Origin of the sequence: Bacillus licheniformis DSM 13 = ATCC 14580 (genome assembly GCF_000011645.1) — a bacterium.
GTDB classification, from domain to species: Bacteria; Bacillota; Bacilli; order Bacillales; family Bacillaceae; genus Bacillus; species Bacillus licheniformis.
Genome location: NC_006270.3, coordinates 2,662,197 through 2,686,019, shown reverse-complemented (window position 1 = coordinate 2,686,019; position 23,823 = coordinate 2,662,197). Strand labels below are relative to the sequence as shown.

Sequence of the window (23,823 nt, the reverse complement as noted above, 5' to 3'; positions counted from 1 at the left end):
TAACCATGCCGTTTAACAAAAAGACAGACGACATCTTCTTGGTATAAGCGCTTAATAGATAAACGAAAACAGCCGCCAAAATTCTGCCGATGCATTAAAAAAATGGAAGAAAAAATGAAAGCTGCAAATGAGCAGGTCCATATGTAATCCGCTCGAAGACGGACTTCCGTCTCTTAAGGTATCGTGAACACCGCCAATCCCAATCACCAAATCCGGTTCATATTGATAAATGTTCTGAAGATTAGGTTTATAAAACGTGCCGCCGATTAATGGGATCTGATGGTCTTTCCCATAAAAATTCGTCTTCATAGCGTACCATTCAACAAAGATAAAAAAGTCATTTAAAAGGAAGCAAAAAAATTAGGAAAAAAAGCTTCCCATGGATGTATCAGGCTTGCGATTCCAGATGCAAAATGGATGTATGAAAACATACCTGAAAAAACAAAAGCTGTGATCAGCTGATTTGGCTCGTTTTATTGATCAAGTTAGGAGACTCTTTTTTTAAGAGTCTTCTTTTTGCAAATATCGGTGGCATTCGAAATTGACGCATGAAGAGAAAAGGCGGTCAAAAACACCCCCTTTCTGCTTGTTAATATGTTTCATATAATAAACATAAATGATATGCAGAGGAAGTTTAGTTTTGATCAGACTTAGGAAACAAAACAACCGCTAAAAAAGATGAGGATCATACATGGCAACTGATCTTTTCATGCTGATGTAGCCGTTGATGGAGAGCATTAAAACAAATAAAGTGGATTTGTAATGATTAGATGAAGTGAAAGAGCATGATAATGGAGTTAAAGTAATGAATTTAATTTAAGAAGGAAGTGAAAGCATGGATCTTGAAACGGTTATGAAAGAACTGGAAGCGCTGGGTACGGAAAACATGAAAAAAAGATACATAACGAATGGTGCACACGAACCGCTGTTTGGCGTGGCTACAGGCAAAATGAAGCCGCTCGCAAAGAAAATCAAGAAAAATCAGCCCTTGGCGGAGCAGCTTTACGCTACCGGGAACTACGATGCCATGTATTTTGCCGGCATTATTGCTGACCCAATGACAATGACTGAAGCGGATTTTGAGCGGTGGATAGATGCGGCGTATTTCTATATGCTATCTGATTATGTTGTTGCCGTAACTTTGGCAGAAACCGATTTTGCGCAGGCTGTTGCTGATAAATGGATCTCAAGCGGTGAAGAGCTTAAAATGTCGGCAGGCTGGAGCTGTTACTGCTGGCTTTTAGGTAATCGACCGGACGATGAATTTAATGTAGCTAAAATTGCCAGTATGCTTGATCAGGTGGAACGTACGATTCACGATTCTCCAGATCGAACAAAATCGGCTATGAATCATTTTATCTACACAGTCGGGATTTCATATTTGCCGCTTCATGAAAAGGCGGTTGAAACCGCAAAAGCAGTAGGCCCGGTCGAACTCAGGCGGGGCAAGAAAAAAAGCAGTATCCTGAATGCTTCCAAAAATATTCAAAAAGATATTGATAGAGGCCGTCTCGGTTTCAAACGGAAATATGTAAGGTGTTAGCATAGTTTTCAGTAAACCATCTAAAAATAAATAGGAAGTGGAATATGGAAAATAACGTTTTTGAACAGATCGCAAAGCGATATGATACAGAAGAAAGAATTGAATTAGCTAAAGTGATCGTGAATGAAGTAAGACCGGAATTGCGAAACAGTCAATCAAAATCTTTAATTGACTATGGGAGCGGTACGGGTCTCATTAGTTTAGAATTATCAGATTTAGTACATTCTATTTTGCTGGTCGATTCATCCAAACAAATGCTGGAGGTGGCGAAAGCTAAAATTTCTCGCAAAGGAATCGCCAACGCAAAGACGCTTTATTCAGATTTCACCCAAGAAACTCCTGAACTGAAGGCAGACATCGTTTTAATGTCACTAGTCCTTCTTCATATTCCGGATACAAATAAAATTTTACAAGAACTGTTCGGCATTTTAAATGATGGCGGCAAGCTCATAATTATTGATTTTGACAAAAATGACAAAATACAACATCCGAAAGTTCACAACGGTTTTTCGCACGAAGAATTGAAAAAAAGATTATCCGATGTTGGATTTAAATCAACTGAAATGAAGACATTTTTTCACGGCCGGCGTATTTTTATGAATCAAGATGCTTCAATGTTTATATCCAGCAGCATAAAGTGATTTCTTGTTTTTTTAAAATGAAATAGGAAAAGCCGGAAAATGACCCGGCTTTTTTCATCACTTCTTTTTCTCTGGACGGTAAAACTCATCATGCATTTTCGATCAACGCCCGTTTCTCGGGTTCGCGAAATCTAAGCTCCTTCGCGGTTTCGCACTGCGCTTTTTTTCTTAATTCAGTCCGAAACGGCCGACGGTGACTTCTTTTGTCGATGTTTTTTTGTTTTTAAAGATGGCGCTTATTATACTTTTGCAGAACTAAAAATTTGATTTATCCTCAGCAGTTCAGTATTATACGCATAGGGGTATATGTATAGGCGGGCGATGGTCCATTAGGATAAAGCTTGTCTGGACAAAAAGCCATCACTGGTCTTAACGAATGTGACAGAAATGCAGGACAGTTCATATCTGCGTAGTAACGGTTTGCGGAAAAGTTGAAGGATATGTCATCATCATAAGGAAATAGGAGGTTATGTGATGGAATACGATGATCAATTAAAAAATAGGATCAAACGAGTTGAAGGTCAAGTTCGAGGGATATTAAAGATGATGGATGAAGGAAAAGAGTGTAAAGAACTCGTAAGCCAAATGTCAGCTGTTCGTTCTGCATTAGATCGGGCCATCGGTGTTGTTGTAAGCAGTAACTTGGAGAAATGCGTCCGCCTTCAAATTGAAAGAGGAGAAGATACCGAAGACCTCATCCAAGAAGCCGTTAATTTATTGGTTAAAAGCAGATAATGTTTAGATGGCTGTTGTTTATGATACAGCCTCTATATACCCCTGGTTAAAAGAAATTTTGCTGTTTTTATACCCTTTAGGGTATAAAAAGCTGACTTATATTTTTTTTAGTTTTTATATACCTGTACGGGTATAAGTATACAAAAGTGGGAGAGTTGTTATATGTCAGACCAAAAAGAAAAAACGACCATTGTTTTATTTAGCGGTGACCTAGATAAGGCGATTGCCGCTTTTATTATTGCAAATGGCGCCGCTGCTTATGATCATGAGGTAACAGTTTTTCATACTTTTTGGGGGCTTAACGCTTTAAGAAAAGATGAACCGGTGCCAGTAAAGAAAGGACCGCTTGAAAAAGCGTTCGGCTTTATGATGCCCCGTGGTTCAAAGAAACTCGGATTATCTAAAATGAATTTTGCCGGTATCGGGCCTAAAATGATCAAACATGTCATGAAAAAGCACGGCGTACTGTCTCTGCCTCAACTGATTGAAATGGCGCAAGAACAAGGAGTTAAGCTTGTTGCCTGTACAATGACAATGGACTTGTTAGGCTTGCAAAAAGAAGAACTCATCGACGGCCTTGATTATGCAGGTGTTGCCGCTTATCTAGGCGATGCCAACGAAGCAAAGGTGAATTTATTTATATAATCTCCAAATTGAACGGTTGCTTCTTCGGGAATGCAAAACAGGAAATCCTGAAGCAGCCAAATGGAACAGTGATATAAAACAGAAAATGAATATGGAGGGATGATTGATGAACATCAAAACTGATCGCGTATTAGATGCAAAAGGGCTTGCTTGTCCAATGCCCGTCGTAAAAACGAAAAAAGCCATGAATGAGTTAAAACCGGGGCAGGTAATTGAAGTGCATGCTACTGATAAAGGGTCTCTTGCTGATATACGGGCATGGGCAAAGGGAAGCGGTCACCAGTATCTCGGTACAACAGAAGACGGAGATATATTAAAGCATTATCTTCGAAAAGCGGGTCACTCTGAAATAAAGAAAGTAAAAACGTTTCCTTATACGATTCAAAATGAAGAGCTTCAAAAAAAGGTAGAGGCGGGCGAGCGGCTAACAGTAGTTGATGTTCGGGAACCTGCAGAATACCGTTTCGGCCATATTCCCGGAGCGATTTCAATTCCATTAGGTGAACTTGAAAAAAGAGCGCACGAACTGAATAGAGACGGGAAAATTTATGTTGTTTGCCGTACGGGTAATAGAAGCGATCTGGCAGCTAAACAGCTTGCGGATAATGGCTTTAAAGATGTTGAAAATGTTGTCCAAGGTATGGCGGAGTGGTCAGGCCCTGTTGAAAAAAATCAATAAAAGAAAAATTGGAGGAATGATTTGAATGGCCGTAAAAGTTGCAATCATTGCAACAAGTTCTGATGCCATTTGGGCTCTAACATTTTAAGGAGGTTTAAATGTGAATTTTACATTCGTTTCACCAAAAGAAGTAGCTGAAAAGCTATTAAGAAAAGAATCATTTTTTATTTTAGACGTACGAAATAAAGAGGCCCTTAGTGATTGGAAAATCGAGGGAAGCCGGGTTGAACATTTAAATGTTCCGTATTTTGATTTAATTGATGGTATAGAAAAAATTGATGGCCAAGTTCCTAAAGATCAAGATGTTCTAGTCGTTTGCGCCAAACAAGGGTCTTCAGAGATGGTTGCACAGCATTTAGTGGATGCCGGTTTTGAAAGAGTGCTGGTACTTAAAGGCGGTATGAAGGCGTGGAGCAAATTTTTACATCCAGTCAAAATCGGAGACTTGAAAGAAGGAGGGACGATCTATCAATTCGTAAGAATGGGGAAAGGCTGTTTATCCTATTTTATCGAAACCGACGGAGAAGCAATTGTAGTTGACCCTGCTCGTTCTGTTGATGCATATATAGATTTTGCGAAAGAGAGAAACGTTACGATTAAACATGTGGTCGATACACACTTACATGCGGATCATATTTCGGGCGGACGTTTACTGCGTAAGCGTACAGGAGCTGCATACTACCTGCCGCCAAAAGATGCGGAGGAAGTGCTATTTTCATATGAACCGCTAGTTGAAGATGAAAATATTTCTGTAGGAAGCGCAGGTATGAAAGCAGAACCTATTTACTCACCTGGACATACGATTGGTAGCACCTCTTTAATGATTGATAATCGCTATTTGTTAACAGGAGATATTTTATTTGTTGAATCGATTGGCCGGCCGGACTTAGCTGGAAAAGCCGGGGATTGGGCAGAGGATTTGCGTAACACATTGTATGTAAAATACAAACAAATATCAGGTGACTTGATTGTTCTTCCAGCTCACTTTTCGACAGTCAGTGAATTAGGCGATCAGGGGCAAGTCCAAGCTAAGCTGAGTGATTTATATAAAAAGAATGCCGGTTTAAATCTGGATGAAAATGAATTCAAAGGGGCTGTATCAGAAAATCTGCCGCCACAGCCAAATGCATATCAGGAAATCCGTCAAACCAACATGGGCAAAATAATGCCTGATGCTGACAGGCAAAGCGAGATGGAAATGGGACCGAACCGTTGTGCGGTTCATGGATGAATATAGATTTGAAGATAGGGAGAGATAAAAAATGAAATCAGATAAAGTAATAGATGCTAAAGGATTTGCGTGCCCGATGCCAATTGTGAAAACAAAAAAAGCGATGGATGAATTGCAATCCGGAGAAGTGTTAGAAGTACATGCCACTGATAAAGGGGCAAAAAGCGATCTAACAGCATGGGCGAAGTCAGGCGGTCATGAGTTGCTTAAAGATACAGAGGAAGATGGTATATTAAAGTTTTGGCTTAAAAAAGGTTAAATGTGATAAAAGGGGGCTATTCCCCCTTTTTATTGATGGAAAGGAGGAAAGGTAGTGGACATATCTTTTATTCTTCTTATATTTTTCATCGGATTCATTGGCTCTTTTATGTCCGGAATGCTTGGTGTCGGGGGAGCAATTATTAATTACCCGTTGCTATTATATATACCTGCTTTATTAGGGTTTACAGGCTTTAACGCACACCAGGTTTCAGGTATAGTGGCAGTCCAGGTTTTTATTGCTGCATTTTCCGGTGTGTGGGCTTACCGGAAAGACGGTTACTTAAATAAAGAACTGATCTTCATCATGGGGTTAAGTATTTTGCTTGGAAGTCTAATCGGCGGCTATGGGTCACATTTTTTCTCCGAAGATGCCATAAACATGGTTTACGGATTATTGGCGATCATTGCAGCCATCATCATGTTGATTCCAAAGACAGGAACAGAAGGTAATCAAAGTGATCACATTCGCTTTCCAAAGATATTAACCTCAATCATGACTTTTGTGGTCGGTTTGGCTTCAGGTATAGTCGGTGCGGGCGGAGCTTTTCTGCTTGTTCCGCTCATGTTAGTCATTATAAAAATACCTGCACGAATCACAATCGCAACATCACTCGCAGTTACATTTATTTCATCGATTGGAACAACAGCTACAAAGCTCGTCATTGGACAGGTGCCTATTATGCCGGCTTTGGTTGTAATGGCTGCCAGTCTGATTGCATCCCCGCTAGGTGTTTTCATTGGCAAGAAAGTGAATGCTAAAGTTCTTCAAGGTATTTTGATATTCGTTATTTTTCTTACAACAGTGAAAATTTGGGTTGATATCTTACTGTATTGACCGTCTTGAAGGAGGAATTGGATGAAAGAAGCTGCAGAACTAACTTCAATGGTGTCAATTGAGAAATTTATAACTGATCATCAATTAAGTTTTATATATATATCAAGACCTCAATGCACAGTCTGTCACGCTGTTCTGCCTCAGCTTAGAGCACTGTTGGCCCGCTTTCCAAAGATCAAATTAGGACATATAAATGCTGACATAGTGGAAGAGGTTGCCGGCAGGTTTTCAGTCTTCACAGTTCCTGTGCTTCTTTTGTTTATTGAGGGAACCGAATGTCTACGAGAAGCGCGTTTTATTCATTTTGAACAGCTTGAACAGAAGTTAAAAAGAGTCTATCAGTTGTACGAGGAATAGATAGCTAAGGGAGGGTCCATGATGTGTCAAAACCCGGCTCGGTATACAGAAGAAGGAATGTCAAATGAAAGCGGCTATTTAAGGCAGATCTTCGACCATTTGCAGGATGGGATCATCATGATGGATCAGGAACGCACAATTCTGGTGATTAATCCGTCCGCAGAGAAGATGACGGGATGGAAACTAGGGGATAAGGTTCCGTACTGTTCCTACTGCCAAACGAGAAAACTGGAAGCGGGAGAAGAGCGTTGTTATTTGCTGGCCAAGCGGGAAATTCCTTATTTTCTCTCCTCGATGCCCACCTATGAAGGGCGATTCGTCGACATGGAGATGAGTACGGCTGTCATTTCCGAAAACGGCGATCAAATGGAAGTTCTTTTGGTCCTGAAAGATTTAACAATGAAGAAAAAGGAGGAAGAAGCGAAGATCTCCAAGCTGGTTCTGCAAAAAACGTTAGAGGCCCAGGAAAACGAACACAAGCGGCTTGCCCAGGAACTGCACGATGGTGTAGGGCAATCGCTTTATTCGGTTTCAGTAGGCATTCAAGCGATTCAATCGCGCATGGAGCAGGAAGAAACATTTAAAGATTACATGCAGGACATCATCGATGAACTGGAAAAAGCAATCCAAGACGTCAAGCTCTACTCTCTCCAGCTGCGCCCGCACAGTCTCGATCAATTGGGGCTGATCCCTGCTGTCAAGCATCTTGTTTCCAGCTTAAACAAGACGCATCAGGATGTTTCTATTACGTTTGCCTCAAGCGATATCAGCAATCGCTTGCTGCCGATTTTTGAAATCAATTTGTACCGCATCATTCAGGAGGCGCTTCATAATGCCCTGAAATATTCGCAGGCGACACTTATTGAAGTCATACTTTACAAAGAAGACGGCGAGCTCGTTTTGATCATTCAGGACGATGGCATTGGTTTTGAACGCGGGCTGACAGAGGAAGGCCTGGGGTTCAAACATATGAAAGAGAGAGTCGATCAGATGGATGGAAGTCTTCGAATTCACTCTGCACTTCAGAGTGGCACGACGATTAAAGTGAAAGTACAGGACAAGGAGGGGAAGGAGAGTGATCAGGGTATTGCTGGTCGATGACCATATGATGATTCGCAAGGGCATCCGTGTCCTTTTGGAAGGCTTTTCTGGAATTGAAATTGCGGGAGAAAGCAATAATGGCAACGAAGCCGTTCTTAGCGCCGGACAGTTAAAGCCGGATGTCGTGCTGATGGATTTGTCGATGCCGAACGGGTTGGACGGATTCACAGCGAGCAGTGAGATCCGAAAGTTGAATCCTTCTGTTAAAATCGTGATTTTGACAATGCATGATGAGGAAATTTTTGTCCAAAAAGCAATAGAGGCGGGGGCGCATGGCTACGTCTTGAAAAACAGCCATTATCGGTTGCTTTATCAGGCGATTGTCGAAGTGTACAGGAGCAATCTCTTTTACAAAACATCTGTATCGCAAGACATCATTGATCAATGGCTCAATTCAGAGCCCAAAAAGCCGACCTCTGTATTAACTGTCCGCGAAAAGGAGATTCTCAGATTCATTGTGCTGGGTTATGCCAATAAGGAGATTGCCGATAAACTCTCAATCAGCGTCAAAACCGTCGAAAACCACAAAACGAATATGATGCAGAAGTTAGATCTGGACTCGAAACACGAATTGATTCAATATGCGATCAAAAATAAATATCTCGATCTGTCGTTGTAACATACGGCCCCTTAACCCCTGTCAGCTTGTGAAGACGGAGCTCACATAAAAGTAGGGGAGTTCCCCTATACAGAAAAAGGAAGATTGATGTTAACTTAAAAAAAGAGAGACGCATCATTAAGAAAAACAGCAGCTTTCTATAAAAATATGGGGGTTGACCATGGCAAGACATGCTCGTTATTCCATTGTCATTGTAGGAGCCGGGACTGCTGGCATCTCTGTCGCCGCCCGTCTCGTAAGGATTTCTAAAAAACTCAAAGGACAAATTGCCATCATTGACCCGCAAACAAAGCACTACTACCAGCCTTTGTGGACATTAGTTGGAGGCGGCGCAGCGAAGAAGGAAGAGTCCGAGCGAGATCTGGCTTCTTTAATTCCCGCTGGTGTCGACTTGATCGGCGATGCTGTAACGGAGTTTCGGCCGAATCAGAACACACTTCTTACAAAACAAGGAACGATCGTTTCCTATGATTATCTTGTTGCAGCAGCCGGTTTGCAAATCGATTGGGACGGGGTCAAAGGCTTGAAAGATGCGGTCGGAAAAAACGGGGTTTGCAGCAACTATTCATATCATACGGTAGACAGCACTTGGGAAAACATCCGCAATTTTAAAGGCGGAACCGCCATTTTCACTCATCCTGATTCTCCCGTAAAATGCGGGGGAGCTCCACAGAAAATTATGTACTTAGCAGACGACTATTTCCGCAAGTCAAATGTCCGCCATCAGTCGGAGATTATTTTTGCATCGGCGAAATCGATCATTTTTGATGTCACCAAATACGCAAATGCGCTCGAAAAAGTCGTCCTGCGCAAGGATATCCAAACGATGTACAAGAGAAACTTAATCGAAATTCGGCCTGATTCAAAAGAAGCCTTGTTCGAACATTTGGAGACGGGGGAGCAGGAAGTATTCACATATGATCTTCTTCATGTGACTCCACCGATGAAAGCACCTTCATGTATAAAAGAAAGCGCATTGGCGGATGCCGGCGGCTGGGTCGATGTTGATCCGTACACTCTGCAGCACAAAAAGTTTGCCAATGTTTTCGGAATTGGTGACTGTGCCAACCTGCCGACGTCCAAAACAGGGGCGGCAGTTCGCAAACAGGCTCCGGTTGTCGTGCGAAATCTGATGTCCTTGATAAAAGGCTCTTCATTAGATGCAAAGTACGATGGATATACCTCGTGCCCCTTGGTTACAGGGTACAACAAACTCGTGCTGGCCGAGTTTGACTATCACAAGGTGCCGCAAGAAACGTTTCCATTTGATCAGTCCAAGGAACGATTCAGCATGTACCTGTTAAAAAGAAGACTGCTTCCCATCATGTATTGGAATGGCATGTTAAAAGGACTGATGTAAGACAGGACAAAGCATGATGCGAACTCAAAAAAGGATATATTACGATAAATGTTTCAAGAGGGGGAATACAACATGTTATTGCGCTATTTTTACGATAAAAAACTGGCCCATGCATCCTATCTGGTTGGCTGCCAAAAAACAGGGGAAGCCATTGTGATTGACCCCGGCCGCAATCTAAAACCATATTTGCAAGCAGCCAAGGAAGAAGGGCTAAACATCACAGCGGCCGCAGAAACCCATATTCACGCCGACTTTGTTTCCGGTGCCCGCGAACTCGGCGCTACACATCAAGCGAAGCTGTATCTTTCCGATGAAGGAGACGCAAATTGGAAATACCAATATGTCGATGAATCGAAACATCAACTTGTGAAAGACGGCGATCGCTTTTCCATTGGTAACCTGATGTTTGAGGTTATGCATACTCCCGGCCATACCCCGGAAAGCATTTCTTTCCTGTTGACGGACGGCGGAGGAAATGCGGATCGTCCAATCGGCATCTTTACTGGAGATTTCGTCTTTGCAGGCGACATCGGCAGACCCGATTTGCTTGAAAAGGCGGCGGGGATTAAGGGAACGTCAGAGTCGGGGGCAAGAGCGATGTTCAAGTCCCTCATGAAGTTTAAACAGCTCCCGGATTACTTGCAGGTTTGGCCGGCTCACGGCGCAGGGAGCGCTTGCGGCAAGGCATTGGGAGCCATTCCAACTACGACTGTCGGCTACGAAAAGATGTTTAACTGGGCAATGGCTTACACCGATGAAGAGGAATTCGTAAATGCCTTGCTTGATGGACAACCAGAACCGCCGAAGTATTTTGCTGAGATGAAACGAGTGAATAAAGAAGGCCCTGCATTGCTCAAAGATCTTTCTGCCGTTTTAGAGATTATGTCGATTGAACAAGTGAAAGATTTGCAGGGGAAAGAGCAAATTGTGGATACCCGCTCCTCCCGGGAATTTGCTGAAGGGCACCTCAAAGGCACGATCAACATTCCATTCAACAAGGGGTTTACAAACTGGGCAGGCTGGCTCATCGACTACAATCGTCCTGTGTACTTAATCGCGAATCCGGCAGAAGTGAACGAACTCCTGGAAGCGCTGCGCTCCGTAGGCATTGACAACGCGGCAGGGTTTATCGATCGTGACAAAATCTTGGCAGACGGTGCTTTTTCACTTGAATCGTACGCTGAGATCACACCACGTGAGATCGCAAAATTAGTGGAAGACGGCTTTGTGCAAGTGCTTGATGTTCGCAATCTGACTGAATGGCAGGAAGGTCACATTCCGAATGCGCAACACATCATGCTGGGAACGCTCCCAGAACGGCTCGATGAAATTAGAAAAGACTGTCCGATTCTTGTGCAATGCCATTCCGGAGCCCGATCTGCAATAGGAGCCAGCATCCTGCAAGCTAACGGTAGTTTCAAACAAGTATTGAGTTTAAGCGGCGGCATTGTCCAATGGCAGAAAGACGGGCTTGCAATTTCAACCCCTTGCAGCGAATTAAAATGAAAGAAAATTTCTCTGCTCAAGCGCATGGAATAAAAAGTCAAGAGGCCGCTATGTCTTACTCCCGGCCTCTTGACTGATAGTGTTTCCGCTTTTCCTTCTCCGTCTGATCACACTTCTGAAACATATCCGCAGCGCCCGCTTCTTCGCGTTTTCTCTTTCTTCGGATCAAGGCCGAAACGGCTGTCGATGACTTTTTTCCGTCCGTCCAAGATGTTGATGTAATTTTTCACTTTTTGAAGGTAATTGTGGAGAGGAAGGATAATTCTTAGAACTAAGAAGAAAGGATGGGATTCATGAAGGAATATTTTTCAATCGGGGAAACAGCCCGTCTAAATAACATTTCCATTCAAACATTGCGCTATTATGATAAGATCGGAATTTTCAAGCCTCAATGTACAGACCGGGATAACGGCTATCGATATTACCATGTTAAACAGTTCTTTTATTTGGATATTATAAAATATCTCAAATCCATTAAAACGCCTTTGGAAGAAATTAAGCGCATTATCTCACATACATCTGCCCCTGAACTGATGCAAACCTTTCTTGAGGAGCAAGAAAACGTTATTGAGCGTGAAATGGAAAAACTCGAACGTGCCAGGCAATTGCTTCAAAGAAGAAAGGACCAGCTTCATGAACAATTGGAGATACGCGCTAAAAAAGAAGAAGGTCTGGTGTATGTTCGGCATATAGAAGGCCAAACCATTTTAAAAGCAGCGACACCTCAAGTGAATCCTCATGACCAATCAGATTTGTATTACCGAAAACTGGCTGAGGTCCTGGAAGAAAGAGGAGATATGGTCGATAACTATTATGGACTGATTTATGATTTAAAGCCTTATAAAAATTCAGGTGACATTTATTGCAACAGTGTTTATACGACGATTTACGATGGAGCAAAGATAGATACAGAAGAACAAAATATTGGGATGGATACGATCCCATCCGGTGAATATGTGTGTATTTCATTTGATTGCTCTTCAACAAATTATTTTTCATACTATCAAAAACTGTACCATTTTATTGAAACTCATGGCATTCAAACGGATGGAAAAGTATATCAAGTTTCTTTTCCAAACAGCTATAACTCATTAAAAGAAGAAGACTTCCTCACAGAATTCAGAGTGCTGAAAAAATAACGAACTCCTTGACCCTATAGTTGCTATAGGGTTTATCATTTATGCATCGTTCTTATGAATATTTGAAAGGAAGGGTATATAAGTGGCAGAAAATAAGACGCTTCGTTTACTCATGCCGGCAATAGCAAGTCGGAAACAGCCTGCTGTGAGCCCATTTATTAAACTGGCTTGCAGCTAAAACGAACGGTCCTTTTGACGAGAACATGTCGATCCAGATGCGAGCCTCTCAAATTTTAATAAAAAATGAATCTAAAAGGAGCGGTGGAGATGAGAGCACCGATTGATGAACCCATTTGGTACGCCTATCCCGGCATGGTAGCTGTCGTTACGGCTCAATATGAAGGTGAAAAAAACGCCATGGCCTCCGGGTGGCATACGTATATCGGATCTTCTCCCGGAATGTATGGGATATCGTTAAATAATGAGACATTTACTTACAAATTGATTGAGAAAAGTGGCGTTTTCGGTGTGAATTTTCTTCCGGGGAGATGCTCGGAATTAATTCAAGCATTAGGCACCCACAGCGGCAGAGATATCAATAAGTTTGAAGCATTTCATATTCAATACGAAGAAGGGCTAAAAGCCGAGGTACCGATTTTAACTGATGCATATTTTGCTTATGAGTGTAAAGTACACAGTATTTCCACTTTGGGCGATCAAGAGTGGATTGCGGGAGAAGTTTTACAGAGATATCAAGATAAAGAGCTTTTCTTAAAAAAAGGCATGCCGAATTTAGAAAAATTGGATGTTCCGCTTCATATTGGAGGGTCCAGCTATCGCATATTAAATAGTCAAGCAGAGGAACATCAACACGCATTTAATTCCGAAGCTGATTGACATATTCAGGTTTCTCCACATTCACTCGAGCAGGGGAAGCCAATCAATGGATGTATGTCCACTGGATTCGCGCTGGAAATCCATTGACTTTATACTAAGCAAGAAAGAGACCCAAAGACCGCAACGTTTCTTTAAGAAAGCTTTGCGGTCTTTTTATATTCCAAATTAGGAAAAAGCTCCTTCTTCTCCCGGTAAAACTCGTGAAACACCTTCATCAGCGCCCGCTTCTCTATCCGCGACACATAGCTCCGTGAAATCCCGAGCTCCTTCGCAATTTCCCGCTGCGTTTTTTCTTTCTTCAAATCAAGGCTAAAGCGGCCGGCAATAAACTTCTTTTTCTCTGCCGTCCAGGATGTCAATGAATTTTTTGACTTTTTCAAGCTCTGTGCTTGAACTGAATGGTGTCGATGACGTCTTCGTTTTCCGATCCTGAGGGCATCAATGAGGCTGATTTCAATGCCACTCACAGGTTTTAATAGGTTGAGGGACTGAACTAAAAAGATACCGAACAATATCTAAATAGTTCCTGTTTGATGACAAAATAAAAAGATACAAACTGAAGGTAATGAATGATCAATTCTGTGTATAAAAAAATATATTTTTGTTTCATTTTTGTATAAAAAATTATATAATGAATCCATGAATGAAATCACTTGAGATAAATGCGGGTAAATGAAAGTTAGGTGTTCAGGTTTTGACTGAAGCAAAACAGGTTTTAAAAAGTTACATACCATTTGCAAAAACGATAGGGGAAATGTTTGGTCCAAATTGTGAGGTTGTCATTCATGATTTGACAACCCCCGAGTCTTCCGTCATTTTCACAATCAACAATCATGTAACAGGAAGAGAGGTTGGCCAATCCTTTGACCATTTGGTGAAAAAAGTTCTTTTATCCAATGAATTTAAAGAGGATTACTTAGCTGGATATGAAATCCAAGCAGATGATGGGAGAACAATAAAATCATCGACTACCCTCATTAGAGATGGCCAGCAGCAGGTGATTGGGGCTTTTTGCATCAATTACGACATGAATGTAATGATTCAAATGAAAGAAATGTTAGATGCATTTATGCCTGGTGTTGAAAAGAAAAATCAAATACAAACTTCGAATACGGCGGAGCAGGAAGCTTCGATTCAGAATGTAGAAGAGATCACGAACCAGTTAATTGAACAAATTGTAGCGAACCGCAAACACTCTATGATGAAACGCCGGGAAAAAATCGAGCTGATCAGGTTTATGGATGAAAAGGGGATATTCCTCATGAAAGGTGCGGTTGATAAAGTGGCAGAACAATTAGGCATTTCAAAGGTAACTGTCTACAGCTATTTAGATGAAGTAAAAAAAAGACAATCGGAGTGAACAAAGTGGAGAGTATTTTTGAGGCAGGGAATTTAAAATCGAACGGTCATTATGCCTTAGCTGTGATTCATCAAAACACGGTCTATGTATCAGGGCAATTTGCCATTGATCCAATCACGCAGGAAAAGAAATTTGGCACCATTGAAGAAGAGACTTTGCAGGTATTGTCAAATATAGAGTATATCTTAAAAAAAGCCGGCAGTCATAAAGGAAAAATTTTAAAGATAACCTTATATCTTCACGATATCAATTTGTTAGACCGTGTTGACAATGTCTGTCAGGGTTTTTTTCACGATTATCGCCCAGCACGGTCAGTTGTTTCGACGACCGAGCTGCATTACGGTTTTCAGGTTGAAATTGAAGCAATCGCCAGTCTGTAATATATTTTTTTGTCTAAAACATATAAAAAAATATATAAAATATAAAAAAATATATAATAGGAGGGTCTAAAAATAATGGAACAGTATCAATGTCATTCTTGCCGTACGAAATACAATGTGTCTGAACAGGTGTGGAAATGCCAGTGTGGCGGAGTGTTAGACCTTGTAAAAGAAAAAGTAGAATGGTCCGATTCAAAAGTGCTCAAAGATATTCCTTCTATGTGGAGATATATTGAAGCTATGCCATTTGATCGCGACTCCGCCATATGGAGCGGCATCACCATGGGGGAGGGATACACGCCTTTAATCGTGTTAGACAGCGGGGAGCCGAATACTCTTGTGAAAGTGGACTATATGATGCCTACTTTGTCTTTTAAAGATCGCGGTGCGGCTGTATTAATAGCTAAGGCAAAGGAGCTGGGAGTGAAGCATGTGATCGCCGACAGCAGCGGAAATGCAGGGACATCTATTGCAGCTTACGCCAAGCGGGCTGAAATCGCATGTGACATCTTTCTTCGAAAGGGTACATCGCCTAAGAAAATCGCGCAGGCGAAAGCGCATGGAGCCAACGTTCGCGAAATTGAAGGCACAAGAGAAGATGTGGCTGAAGCAGCGCAAAAGGCTGTGGATATAGAGAAAAAATTCTATGCCAGTCACGTTTTTAATCCATATTTCTATGAAGGAACAAAAACGTATGCCTTTGAGATTTGGGAACAAATGAATGGAGCGCCGGATACGCTTATTATTCCAGTTGGCAATGGTACGTTATTGCTTGGGGTTTACTATGGATTTAAAGAGTTATTAGAGAACAAATGTATAGACAAAATGCCAAGGCTGGTTGCGATACAGGCAGAGAATTGTGCGCCGTTGGCAAAGGCATTTATCAACAATCAAAAAGCTGCTGAACCCGTCAAAAGCAGCGGAACACTTGCAGAGGGCATCGCGATTGCCAAACCGGCAAGATCTGCTCAAATATTAGAAACCATCCGTGCCACAAACGGTCAAATCATTACAACCAATGAGGAAGAGATTCTAAAAGCTCGTACAGCATTAGCAAGTAAAGGCTTTTATGTTGAGCCAACAACAGCGGCTAACTATGCAGGATATTTAAAATACAGTCATTCTTCTGATGAAAAAATCGTGATTCCATTATGCGGGGCTGGGATTAAATCTAATTAGGAACTAAGAGAGAAACCTTTAATATGAAAATGGGGGAGTTAGCATGGAAAACAAGAAAATCATTTTGCTGAGTACCGGCGGTACAATTGCAAGTAAGCCTGATCCTGAAACAGGTCTATTAGAAGCAGGTGCTATGACAGGTGAAGAGCTTTCTGAAATGTGTCGACTGCCTTCTCATATAGAGATTGAAATCAAGTCAGCCTTTTAAATGTCAAGCAGTCATATGACTTTTCATCACCTTGACATTCTCAAGCAAAATATAGAGAGTTTCTTCCGGAATGAGGATGTTGCCGGAATTGTGATATCGCATGGAACAGATACCCTTGAAGAGACTTCGTATTTCCTTCATCTGGTTATTTCTGATGAAAGGCCGGTCGTGTTAACGGGGTCGCAAAGAGGACCGACACTTGAAGGTACAGATGCGTTTGTGAACCTAAGACAAGCTTTCTTATTAGCGGCACATCCTGATGCGCGAGGCTTAGGGGTAACAGTGTTGTTTAATGAGAGGGTTTTTGCTGCTCGATATGTGAAAAAACAGCATGCGTCAAATGTTGATGGTTTTTTCTCACCGGGATTCGGTTATTTGGGAACTGCCGATCAAGATGAGATCGCAATTCATCAAAGATTAATCAAGCGTGAGACGTATCAGCTGATTCAACCATTACCAAATGTGGAACTTATTAAGTGTTCACTTGGATCAGACGGAAAGTTTATAGATTATGCAGTTAAGTGCGGAAGTGCAGGAATCATTATTGAGGCGCCGGGAAGAGGGCATACGGCTCCAGCAATATTAGAAAGTGCAAAGAAAGCCGCAGAGAAAGGGATTCCTGTCGTTCTGACAACAAGTGCTCACGAAGGTGAAGTCAAGGGAGTATATGGATTCAAAGGAAGTGCTTCAACATATGCAGATGCCGGAATCATACTTGGCGGCAGCTATGACAGTAAGAAAGCAAGGATCAAACTCGCTGTTTTGCTGGCTGCTGGACAGAAGATTGATGAGGCTAGCTTTAAATATTAAGAATAATAGGGGGAGATTATATTGAAGCCTGTACACACGAAGTATTCAACACGGGATGGGGGCCATTACGTGCCAGCTATGGAACACAATGATGTTCTCTATATTTCAGGGCAGTTGTCGATGAATCCAGAAACGGGAAAAATTCCAGCTGGGGGCATAAAAGAAGAAGCAAAACAGGCATTGGCAAATATGGAGCTTGTCCTCAAGGAACGGGGATTAGCCAAGGAAGATGTGATATTATGCAGACTTTATACCCCAGATGTAAAGTATTGGCCGGATATCAATGAGGTCTATGCTCATTTCTTCGGCAATCATAAACCGGCAAGAGTAGTTGTTCCATCAAATCATTTATATGCCGGGTGTCTTGTTGAAGTTGAAGCCATTGCAGCGATAAAGGAGGAGGCACAATGAATGATTTACAATTAGATACACCAGCTCTTTTAATCGATAAAGACGTGATGTTAAGCAATATGAAGGATATGCAAAATTACGCTAACGAACAGAAGGTAAGCTTACGCCCTCATACAAAAACACATAAAATGCCTAAATTAGCTAAACTGCAAGAAGAGATGGGAGCTGTAGGAATCGCTGTAGCGAAAGTAGGAGAAGCTGAAGTGATGGCGAGAAATGGCTTAAAAGATATCTTTATCGCAAATGAAATTGTTGGGAAATCAAAGCTTGAACGTATTAGAAAACTATCTGAAACGATTGATATCTCTTTTGGAATCGATAGTGCGTATCAAGTACGTGAAATTGAAGAAGTATTTGAAGGAGCTTCAAAGAAAGCCCAAGTGTTGGTGGAAATTGAAGTAGGAGAACAACGCTCCGGAATTATTGAAGAAGATGATTTTCGTACTTTATTAGAATTAATCAAAACGTGTCAAAATGTCGAGCTAAAAGGAATCTTCTCACATGACGGACATTCTTATAAAGCGAAAAGTGTAGCCCATTGTAAAGAACTCTATAAAGAAAGTGTAGAACGAACATTACATTTCGCCCGAATTGCGGAAGAAATGGATCTAAAGCCGAAAGTGGTTAGTATTGGCTCTACTCCTCCCTTCATGTTTAAGTTTGATATTCCAGAAGGGGTGACAGAAATCAGACCTGGCACTTACATTTTTATGGACGCCTCACAAGCAAATGTAATTGGTACGTATGATCGCTGTGCTGCTTCTGTACTCACAACCGTGATTAGTAAACCAACAAAAGAACGAGTCATTACAGACGTAGGGGCCAAGGGAATTACCGCCCAAACACGAAGCGAAGGGCTTACTGCAACCAAAGGGCTTGGCCGTATCAAAGAATACGAGGACGTTTATATTCATGGCGTATTCGACGAACATGCTATTATTTATCATGAAGAATTCAACAAAAAAGTAAGCATTGGAGATAAGGTGCGAATTATTCCAAATCATATCTGCCCAGTATGCAACTTGCACGATAAAGCCTATTTAGTCGATAATGGAGAGGTTGTAGATGAATTAAATATTGAAGCTAGAGGAAGACTTCAATAATTTAAAAAATAAGGGGAGATGGCATGAGTCCGAATCATCACAAACTATTTTACAAAGATCCCTATCTAAAAACGTTTGAAACGAAAATCTTGAAACAACAACAGGACAAAAAAGGTGATGTTTATATTATCCTAGAGGAAACAGCCTTTTATCCAACAGGCGGGGGCCAGCCTCATGATACAGGAACATTGAACGGAGTCAAAGTTTTAAACGTTGATGAGATAGATGGAGAAATTCGTCATTATGTAGAAAGGCCTTTGCCGCATTTAAATGATCAGGTTGTTGGGGTTATTGATTGGGAGCGGCGTTTTGATCACATGCAACAGCACACCGGGCAGCATATTTTGTCGGCGGCATTCGCGCAGCTGTATGATCTTCATACAGTTGGATTCCATCTTGGAAATGATACGGTTACCATTGACCTTGATGTATCAGAATTAACAGAGGAAATGGCAGGCAAAGCAGAGAAGCTTGCAAACGAGATCATAACGGAAAATAGGTCCATAGTCGCAAAGTGGGTAGAATATGATGACTTAGTAAATTATCCGATTCGTAAACTCCCATCTGTAAAAGAAAATATTCGTCTTGTCATGATTGATGAATTTGATTACAACGGATGCGGCGGAACACACCCGAGCGCTACAGGAGAAGTCGGAGCAATAAAAGTATTGAATTGGGAAAGACAGAGGAAAAAAATTCGTCTGTATTTTGTATGCGGTAATCGGGTCATAACCCAATTCGATCAAAAACAAAAAGCAATCGTTGAATTGACTGGATTACTTAATCGTCCTGAAGGGGAATTAAGCGAAGCTATCAAACGGTTGCTTGAAAATGTAAAGAAGCTAGACAAAGCGCTTCTAGAATCTTATGAAAAAAACCTTCAGTATGAAGCCAATGAATTATTAGCAAAAAGCGCAATTCAAAATGATACTGTAATGGTGATAGAAACGTTTTCAGATCGATCGATTCAAGAACTTCAAAAGCTAGCAAAAATGATTGCTGATCGAGAAAAACGGGCCCTTATTTTTTTCTTGTCAGAGAACGATCATCGCTTCCAATTGGTTTGCGGGCGAGGTGAAGCAAATAAAATGAACATGAGAGACCTAATGCAAGAAGCTCTTTCCCTTATTGATGGAAAAGGTGGGGGAAATAAAATGTTCGCTCAAGGTGGAGGGACTGCTTCATTCACAAAAGAGAAATTTATGAAAAATGTTATGAACATTATAGCAATACAAATAAACTCAGAAGAAAATTAAAAGTAACTTCAACAGGCCTCTGTAATTGGATAACAAGCTTTATTAAGGGCCTGGCAGAAAGAAATGGAAGCCGGTGTTTTAGGCCGGCTTCCATGACATCATTTCCCTTTCCCCTTCTCCGCCTGGTAAAACTCATGAAACATCTTGAACAATGCGCGCTTTTCAATCCGGGACACATCGCAGCGCGAAATCCCGAGCTCCTTCGCGATCTCGCGCTGCGTTTTTTTCTTCAAATCAAGGCTGAGGCGCCGGCGATGACTTCTTTTTCTCTGCCGTCGAGGATGTCGTTGTATTTTTTGACTTTTTCAGGCCTGTGCCTGAGCTGGATGGTGTCGATGACGTCTTCGTTTTCTGATCCCGAGGACATCGATGAGACTGGTTTCGTGGCGGCCCATAGGTTACTGTTTGGAATTCAGGTGAAAAGTTCAGATAAAAAGAGTTTTACAATAGCATGTTACATACCAAAAGCGATTTATTGACTTTAGAGAATTGGAATTGACAAAAGTATTGCGTAAAAAACTCCTTTTTATAAAATAAAAGGTAATGATTTGTATATTCAAGTGGGAGAGTAGCACTTTTTTTGCAGGTGCTTGTTTTATGACTCCGTCAACGGGCATGAACTTATTAAACGGTGTAATATTAGAATCAAAAAAAGAATTTGAATGAGGCTTGTCAGCATACAAAGAAGTACAAGGGGACTATAACAAATAACGTTTCGGCAGGCACTTTGGTTGGAGCGGCAATTTCTTTGACAGGTATAGACAAGGGTTCCTGCGAGCAGAGTAAAACAAACAGTTTTGACCATAACTTCATTAGCTGTTCGAATGAAGAGTTATTGCAAGAACTGACAGAGATAACTCCTGTTGAGGAATCAATGGAAATTAGCATTTTAATTCAAGACCCCGAAACCAATGTTGCTTATTATATCAATTCAGGGAAGCTAATAAAATATAAATGTAATCTCCCAGAATTTTGGGGGAGATATACCTCAGGAAGCTCTAGTTCCTAGAAGTAATTTGATTGAAGAATTGCCAGGTGTAAGGCGAGGCCTTCTTCAAAACAATACCCCTAGACCTTCGATGTAATCCAATAAAAGATAAAAGATATATTCAGATTTTAACCATTTAAGAGAAGCCGCCGATATTTGCGATATCCTCTTTAAGAAAAATATTAATTATAGGAGGGAAAATGATTTTAATAAGAAAAGCCAAAGTGTCAGACGCTAATTCAATTGCCAAAGTTCATGTGGAAAGTTGGAAAACCACATATCAAGGAGTATTGCCTGATGACACGTTATCTAAGCTTTCTGTCGAAAATCAGGCAAAGCTTTGGAGAACTTCATTAAGTGATCCTAAAAATCAAGATATTGTCTATGTTGCAGAAGAAACCGACGGTAAAATTATAGGCTTTGCTTCCGGAGGTCCAAACCGCGATCATCTTAGCAAATATAAGGGTGAAGTTTCCGCGATTTATCTGTTGTTACAGTATCAGAAAAAAGGAATCGGATCTCGACTAATGAAGGCGATTGTAGAGGAGCTTGTAAAGAAAAACATAAAATCATTATTGGTATGGGTTTTAGCCGGTAATCCATCGATAAATTTTTATGAAAAGCTAGGTGGAAGGCAGAGCACAACAAAACAAATACAATTCGGTGAAGATTATTTCAAAGCTATTGCTATCGGCTGGACGGATATAAATGGTTTTTTGTTATAAAATGATCTACGTGTTATTATATGCTCCCCTAAAGGTAGGCAGATGAAATAAAAAAATCTGTTTGGTTGCTTTGGGAATCGGGATGCTCGTTACCAGGCCAATGATCGGAAAAATGATTGATAAGATTGGTGCGAAATCCGTGGTTATGATCAGTCTTGTTTTTCCGCTTATCTTAATCACCGATAAAACAAGTTTGATCTGGATTTCCATCGTATTGTTCATCCGCTGCACCAGTATCGGGGGAAATCTTCCGTTGGCGAGTGACGCTTATACAGGGCTTGACAGAAAACAACTTCCAGAAGCAGGTGTCGGTATTAATAATATTGAAAACCCTGGTTCAAGCTTCGGTTCAGCTGTGATCGCAACCGTTGGCGCAACTGTCATGGAAGGATTGCAACCAACGATTGCGAATAGCTTAAAAGGTTATCATGCCGGGTTCTTAGTTTCTACAATTGTCCTTGCCATAATCTTCATCCCACACATAAAAAAGCCAAATAAACAAATGCTCACTGGTGAAGTTTACACGCTCCAAGAGCATTCAAAATTGGCTGATTTATTCCATACGGGGAAACTTCATCAAGCAGAAGACGCGCCCGTTACCCAGCCAAATTAGCTCGCATAAAAAGAGGCCGGGTTTATATAATTCCGAGCCTCTTCATCGATCTCACTTCCCCTTCGCCTTCTTCCTTTTCTCCTTCTCCGCCCGATAAAACTCATGAAACATCTTCATCAGCGCCCGTTTCTCAATCCGCGACACATAGCTCCGCGAAATCCCAAGCTCCTTCGCAATTTCGCGCTGTGTTTTCTCTTTCTTCAAATCAAGGCCGAAGCGGCCGACGATGACTTCTTTTTCTCTGCCGTCCAGGATGTCGATGTATTTTTTCACTTTTTCAAGCTCCATGTTGAGCTGGATGGTGTCGATGACGTCTTCGTTTTCCGATTTGAGGACATCAATGAGGCTGATTTCGTTGCCTTCTTTGTCCTGGCCGATCGGGTCATGGAGTGAGACGTCTTTTTTCGTTTTTTTCAATGCGCGCAAATGCATGAGGATCTCGTTTTCTATACAACGCGCCGCATAAGTGGCGAGCTTAGTTCCTTTTCCGGCTGAATAGCTTTCGATTGCTTTGATCAGCCCGATCGTTCCGATGGAAATCAGGTCTTCTGCATCCTCGCCTGTGTTTTCGAATTTTTTGACGATGTGGGCGACCAGCCGGAGGTTATGTTCGATCAGCATGTTTCTCGCGTGTTCATCCCCCTGGGCCATCAGCTCCAAGTACTTTTTTTCGTCACTGCTTGACAGCGGTTGTGGAAAGGCATTGTTTTTCACATATGATACTAAAAAAACGAGTTCCTTGATGACATAACCGAGCGCTGCAAAAACACCTGTCATTAACGGCACCTCCACAAAATGTATGTAGGCAGAAGCCTATATGTAAATGTATGTGGGAGGGGGGATGTCTGTGTCTGTACCCGGCAAAATTGCCGGACTGCCAAATATTCCGGCGTTCTGTTCGGCATGAAGCCGCTTGTTTTCGCCGGAAAGGGCGACCGTTGCAATCGCTTCCATTTTTTAGCCGTTTACAAAAGTTAACAAGAGCGGGATAATAAAGGTAAGGGGGTGAGGGTGCCGGACGGTTCACCATATCGTAAACGCTATCAACCAGCCGGTCCGGTGCGGCAGATGAAAAACAAACGTCTGTTCATACTTTCGTTGATTGTGTTGAGCGTGGTCATGATCGGAGTTCAGGAAACCTTCCCAAACCTGCTGACGACAGGGTTAATGACTGTCGTTATTGCGGCGGCAGTTTTTAATATTTTAAAAGAATCGCTGAATAAAAAAGATGAAACACACAGCAAATGAGGCGACAGAAAGCGACGGTGCTTCTATCGCCAATAGGAAAACCGGCTCAAAGT

At 41.6% G+C, this 23,823-nt stretch carries 25 protein-coding genes and 5 pseudogenes; 26 read left to right on the top strand and 4 right to left on the bottom strand.

Features of this window, described 5'->3' with window-relative positions; genetic code table 11:
* Nucleotides 1–51 precede the first annotated feature (51 nt).
* Nucleotides 52–309 carry a hypothetical protein gene (locus tag TRNA_RS35350; protein ID WP_009327828.1) on the bottom strand — a complete coding sequence of 86 codons (258 nt, stop codon included), beginning with the start codon at nucleotides 307–309 and terminating at the stop codon, nucleotides 52–54.
* On the opposite strand from TRNA_RS35350, the pseudogene TRNA_RS43365 reads away from it, so the two are divergent.
* From TRNA_RS43365 to TRNA_RS35275, 16 genes and pseudogenes are all read left to right on the top strand, one after another.
* Nucleotides 307–462, top strand: a pseudogene (locus TRNA_RS43365) (L,D-transpeptidase family protein); the annotation flags it as partial. The gene TRNA_RS35350 and the pseudogene TRNA_RS43365 sit on opposite strands and share 3 nt — an antisense overlap.
* A 373-nt stretch (nucleotides 463–835) precedes the next feature.
* Nucleotides 836–1,543 carry a DNA alkylation repair protein gene (locus TRNA_RS35345; RefSeq protein WP_009327829.1) on the top strand — a complete coding sequence of 236 codons (708 nt, stop codon included), beginning with the start codon at nucleotides 836–838 and terminating at the stop codon, nucleotides 1,541–1,543.
* Between the two features lie 44 nt (nucleotides 1,544–1,587).
* Nucleotides 1,588–2,184 carry a class I SAM-dependent methyltransferase gene (locus tag TRNA_RS35340; protein ID WP_009327830.1) on the top strand — a complete coding sequence of 199 codons (597 nt, stop codon included), beginning with the start codon at nucleotides 1,588–1,590 and terminating at the stop codon, nucleotides 2,182–2,184.
* Between the two features lie 474 nt (nucleotides 2,185–2,658).
* Nucleotides 2,659–2,919 carry a metal-sensitive transcriptional regulator gene (locus TRNA_RS35335; protein WP_009327831.1) on the top strand — a complete coding sequence of 87 codons (261 nt, stop codon included), beginning with the start codon at nucleotides 2,659–2,661 and terminating at the stop codon, nucleotides 2,917–2,919.
* Between the two features lie 162 nt (nucleotides 2,920–3,081).
* Nucleotides 3,082–3,564 (top strand): DsrE/DsrF/DrsH-like family protein, encoded by a 483-nt coding sequence (locus tag TRNA_RS35330; protein WP_003183753.1) that lies wholly within the window; start codon nucleotides 3,082–3,084, stop codon nucleotides 3,562–3,564.
* 106 nt (nucleotides 3,565–3,670) lie between these two features.
* Complete coding sequence (locus TRNA_RS35325) at nucleotides 3,671–4,243, top strand: sulfurtransferase TusA family protein (protein ID WP_003183752.1); 573 nt, start codon at nucleotides 3,671–3,673, stop codon at nucleotides 4,241–4,243.
* 100 nt (nucleotides 4,244–4,343) lie between these two features.
* The gene (locus TRNA_RS35320; RefSeq protein ID WP_009327832.1) at nucleotides 4,344–5,474 is read left to right on the top strand and encodes an MBL fold metallo-hydrolase; all 1,131 of its coding nucleotides are present in this window, start codon (nucleotides 4,344–4,346) and stop codon (nucleotides 5,472–5,474) included.
* A gap of 31 nt (nucleotides 5,475–5,505) precedes the next feature.
* Complete coding sequence (locus TRNA_RS35315; RefSeq protein ID WP_003183749.1) at nucleotides 5,506–5,733, top strand: sulfurtransferase TusA family protein; 228 nt, start codon at nucleotides 5,506–5,508, stop codon at nucleotides 5,731–5,733.
* A gap of 54 nt (nucleotides 5,734–5,787) precedes the next feature.
* Nucleotides 5,788–6,570 (top strand): sulfite exporter TauE/SafE family protein, encoded by a 783-nt coding sequence (locus TRNA_RS35310; protein WP_003183747.1) that lies wholly within the window; start codon nucleotides 5,788–5,790, stop codon nucleotides 6,568–6,570.
* 21 nt (nucleotides 6,571–6,591) lie between these two features.
* Nucleotides 6,592–6,927, top strand: coding sequence for a thioredoxin family protein (locus tag TRNA_RS35305; RefSeq protein WP_003183745.1), 336 nt, complete (start codon nucleotides 6,592–6,594; stop codon nucleotides 6,925–6,927).
* An 18-nt stretch (nucleotides 6,928–6,945) separates the two neighbouring features.
* Nucleotides 6,946–8,028 (top strand): PAS domain-containing sensor histidine kinase, encoded by a 1,083-nt coding sequence (locus TRNA_RS35300; RefSeq protein ID WP_003183743.1) that lies wholly within the window; start codon nucleotides 6,946–6,948, stop codon nucleotides 8,026–8,028.
* Nucleotides 8,003–8,647: a response regulator gene (locus TRNA_RS35295; protein ID WP_011198145.1), complete on the top strand. Its 645-nt coding sequence runs from the start codon at nucleotides 8,003–8,005 to the stop codon at nucleotides 8,645–8,647. Before TRNA_RS35300 ends, TRNA_RS35295 begins: the two co-directional genes overlap by 26 nt.
* A 160-nt stretch (nucleotides 8,648–8,807) precedes the next feature.
* Nucleotides 8,808–10,007, top strand: a complete 1,200-nt coding sequence (locus TRNA_RS35290) for an NAD(P)/FAD-dependent oxidoreductase (RefSeq protein WP_011198144.1) — start codon at nucleotides 8,808–8,810, stop codon at nucleotides 10,005–10,007.
* A 72-nt stretch (nucleotides 10,008–10,079) separates the two neighbouring features.
* On the top strand, nucleotides 10,080–11,513 hold the full coding sequence (locus tag TRNA_RS35285) for an MBL fold metallo-hydrolase (RefSeq protein WP_009327834.1): 1,434 nt from the start codon (nucleotides 10,080–10,082) through the stop codon (nucleotides 11,511–11,513).
* A gap of 293 nt (nucleotides 11,514–11,806) precedes the next feature.
* Nucleotides 11,807–12,652, top strand: a complete 846-nt coding sequence (locus tag TRNA_RS35280; protein WP_011198143.1) for a MerR family transcriptional regulator — start codon at nucleotides 11,807–11,809, stop codon at nucleotides 12,650–12,652.
* A 267-nt stretch (nucleotides 12,653–12,919) separates the two neighbouring features.
* Nucleotides 12,920–13,489 carry a flavin reductase family protein gene (locus TRNA_RS35275; RefSeq protein WP_011198142.1) on the top strand — a complete coding sequence of 190 codons (570 nt, stop codon included), beginning with the start codon at nucleotides 12,920–12,922 and terminating at the stop codon, nucleotides 13,487–13,489.
* Nucleotides 13,490–13,620: 131 nt separating this feature from the next.
* On the opposite strand, the pseudogene TRNA_RS35270 reads toward TRNA_RS35275, so the two are convergent.
* Nucleotides 13,621–13,950 (bottom strand): annotated as a pseudogene (locus TRNA_RS35270) (sigma factor-like helix-turn-helix DNA-binding protein); the annotation flags it as partial.
* Between the two features lie 233 nt (nucleotides 13,951–14,183).
* Between TRNA_RS35270 and TRNA_RS35265 the strand changes: the two are divergent.
* The 7 genes and pseudogenes from TRNA_RS35265 to TRNA_RS35235 all read left to right on the top strand — a co-directional run bounded on the left by TRNA_RS35265 (nucleotide 14,184) and on the right by TRNA_RS35235 (nucleotide 20,196).
* A complete protein-coding gene (locus TRNA_RS35265) occupies nucleotides 14,184–14,849 on the top strand; it encodes a helix-turn-helix transcriptional regulator (RefSeq protein WP_011198141.1) in 666 nt (221 codons plus the stop codon).
* Nucleotides 14,850–14,854: 5 nt separating this feature from the next.
* Entirely contained in the window at nucleotides 14,855–15,229 is a 375-nt protein-coding gene (locus TRNA_RS35260; RefSeq protein WP_011198140.1) for a RidA family protein, read from the top strand.
* Between the two features lie 75 nt (nucleotides 15,230–15,304).
* Nucleotides 15,305–16,408 carry a threonine synthase gene (locus tag TRNA_RS35255; RefSeq protein WP_009327840.1) on the top strand — a complete coding sequence of 368 codons (1,104 nt, stop codon included), beginning with the start codon at nucleotides 15,305–15,307 and terminating at the stop codon, nucleotides 16,406–16,408.
* Nucleotides 16,409–16,451: 43 nt separating this feature from the next.
* Nucleotides 16,452–17,426 (top strand): annotated as a pseudogene (locus TRNA_RS35250) (asparaginase).
* 21 nt (nucleotides 17,427–17,447) lie between these two features.
* Nucleotides 17,448–17,837 carry a RidA family protein gene (locus TRNA_RS35245; RefSeq protein WP_011198139.1) on the top strand — a complete coding sequence of 130 codons (390 nt, stop codon included), beginning with the start codon at nucleotides 17,448–17,450 and terminating at the stop codon, nucleotides 17,835–17,837.
* Nucleotides 17,834–18,940, top strand: coding sequence for a D-TA family PLP-dependent enzyme (locus TRNA_RS35240; protein WP_009327843.1), 1,107 nt, complete (start codon nucleotides 17,834–17,836; stop codon nucleotides 18,938–18,940). The genes TRNA_RS35245 and TRNA_RS35240 overlap by 4 nt, the downstream gene beginning before the upstream one ends.
* Nucleotides 18,941–18,963: 23 nt before the next feature.
* A complete protein-coding gene (locus TRNA_RS35235; RefSeq protein ID WP_011198138.1) occupies nucleotides 18,964–20,196 on the top strand; it encodes an alanyl-tRNA editing protein in 1,233 nt (410 codons plus the stop codon).
* 98 nt (nucleotides 20,197–20,294) lie between these two features.
* Here TRNA_RS35235 and TRNA_RS35230 read toward each other — a convergent pair.
* Nucleotides 20,295–20,582, bottom strand: a pseudogene (locus TRNA_RS35230) (sigma factor-like helix-turn-helix DNA-binding protein); the annotation flags it as partial.
* An 802-nt stretch (nucleotides 20,583–21,384) separates the two neighbouring features.
* Between TRNA_RS35230 and TRNA_RS35225 the strand changes: the two are divergent.
* On the top strand, nucleotides 21,385–21,909 hold the full coding sequence (locus TRNA_RS35225; RefSeq protein WP_009327846.1) for a GNAT family N-acetyltransferase: 525 nt from the start codon (nucleotides 21,385–21,387) through the stop codon (nucleotides 21,907–21,909).
* Between the two features lie 55 nt (nucleotides 21,910–21,964).
* Nucleotides 21,965–22,420, top strand: a pseudogene (locus TRNA_RS35220) (hypothetical protein); the annotation flags it as partial.
* A gap of 153 nt (nucleotides 22,421–22,573) precedes the next feature.
* Here the strand turns inward: TRNA_RS35220 and sigK are convergent.
* Nucleotides 22,574–23,299 (bottom strand): RNA polymerase sporulation sigma factor SigK, encoded by a 726-nt coding sequence (sigK, locus tag TRNA_RS35215; protein WP_003183729.1) that lies wholly within the window; start codon nucleotides 23,297–23,299, stop codon nucleotides 22,574–22,576.
* A 234-nt stretch (nucleotides 23,300–23,533) separates the two neighbouring features.
* On the opposite strand from sigK, the gene TRNA_RS35210 reads away from it, so the two are divergent.
* The gene (locus TRNA_RS35210) at nucleotides 23,534–23,770 is read left to right on the top strand and encodes a hypothetical protein (RefSeq protein WP_003183727.1); all 237 of its coding nucleotides are present in this window, start codon (nucleotides 23,534–23,536) and stop codon (nucleotides 23,768–23,770) included.
* Nucleotides 23,771–23,823: the final 53 nt, after the last annotated feature.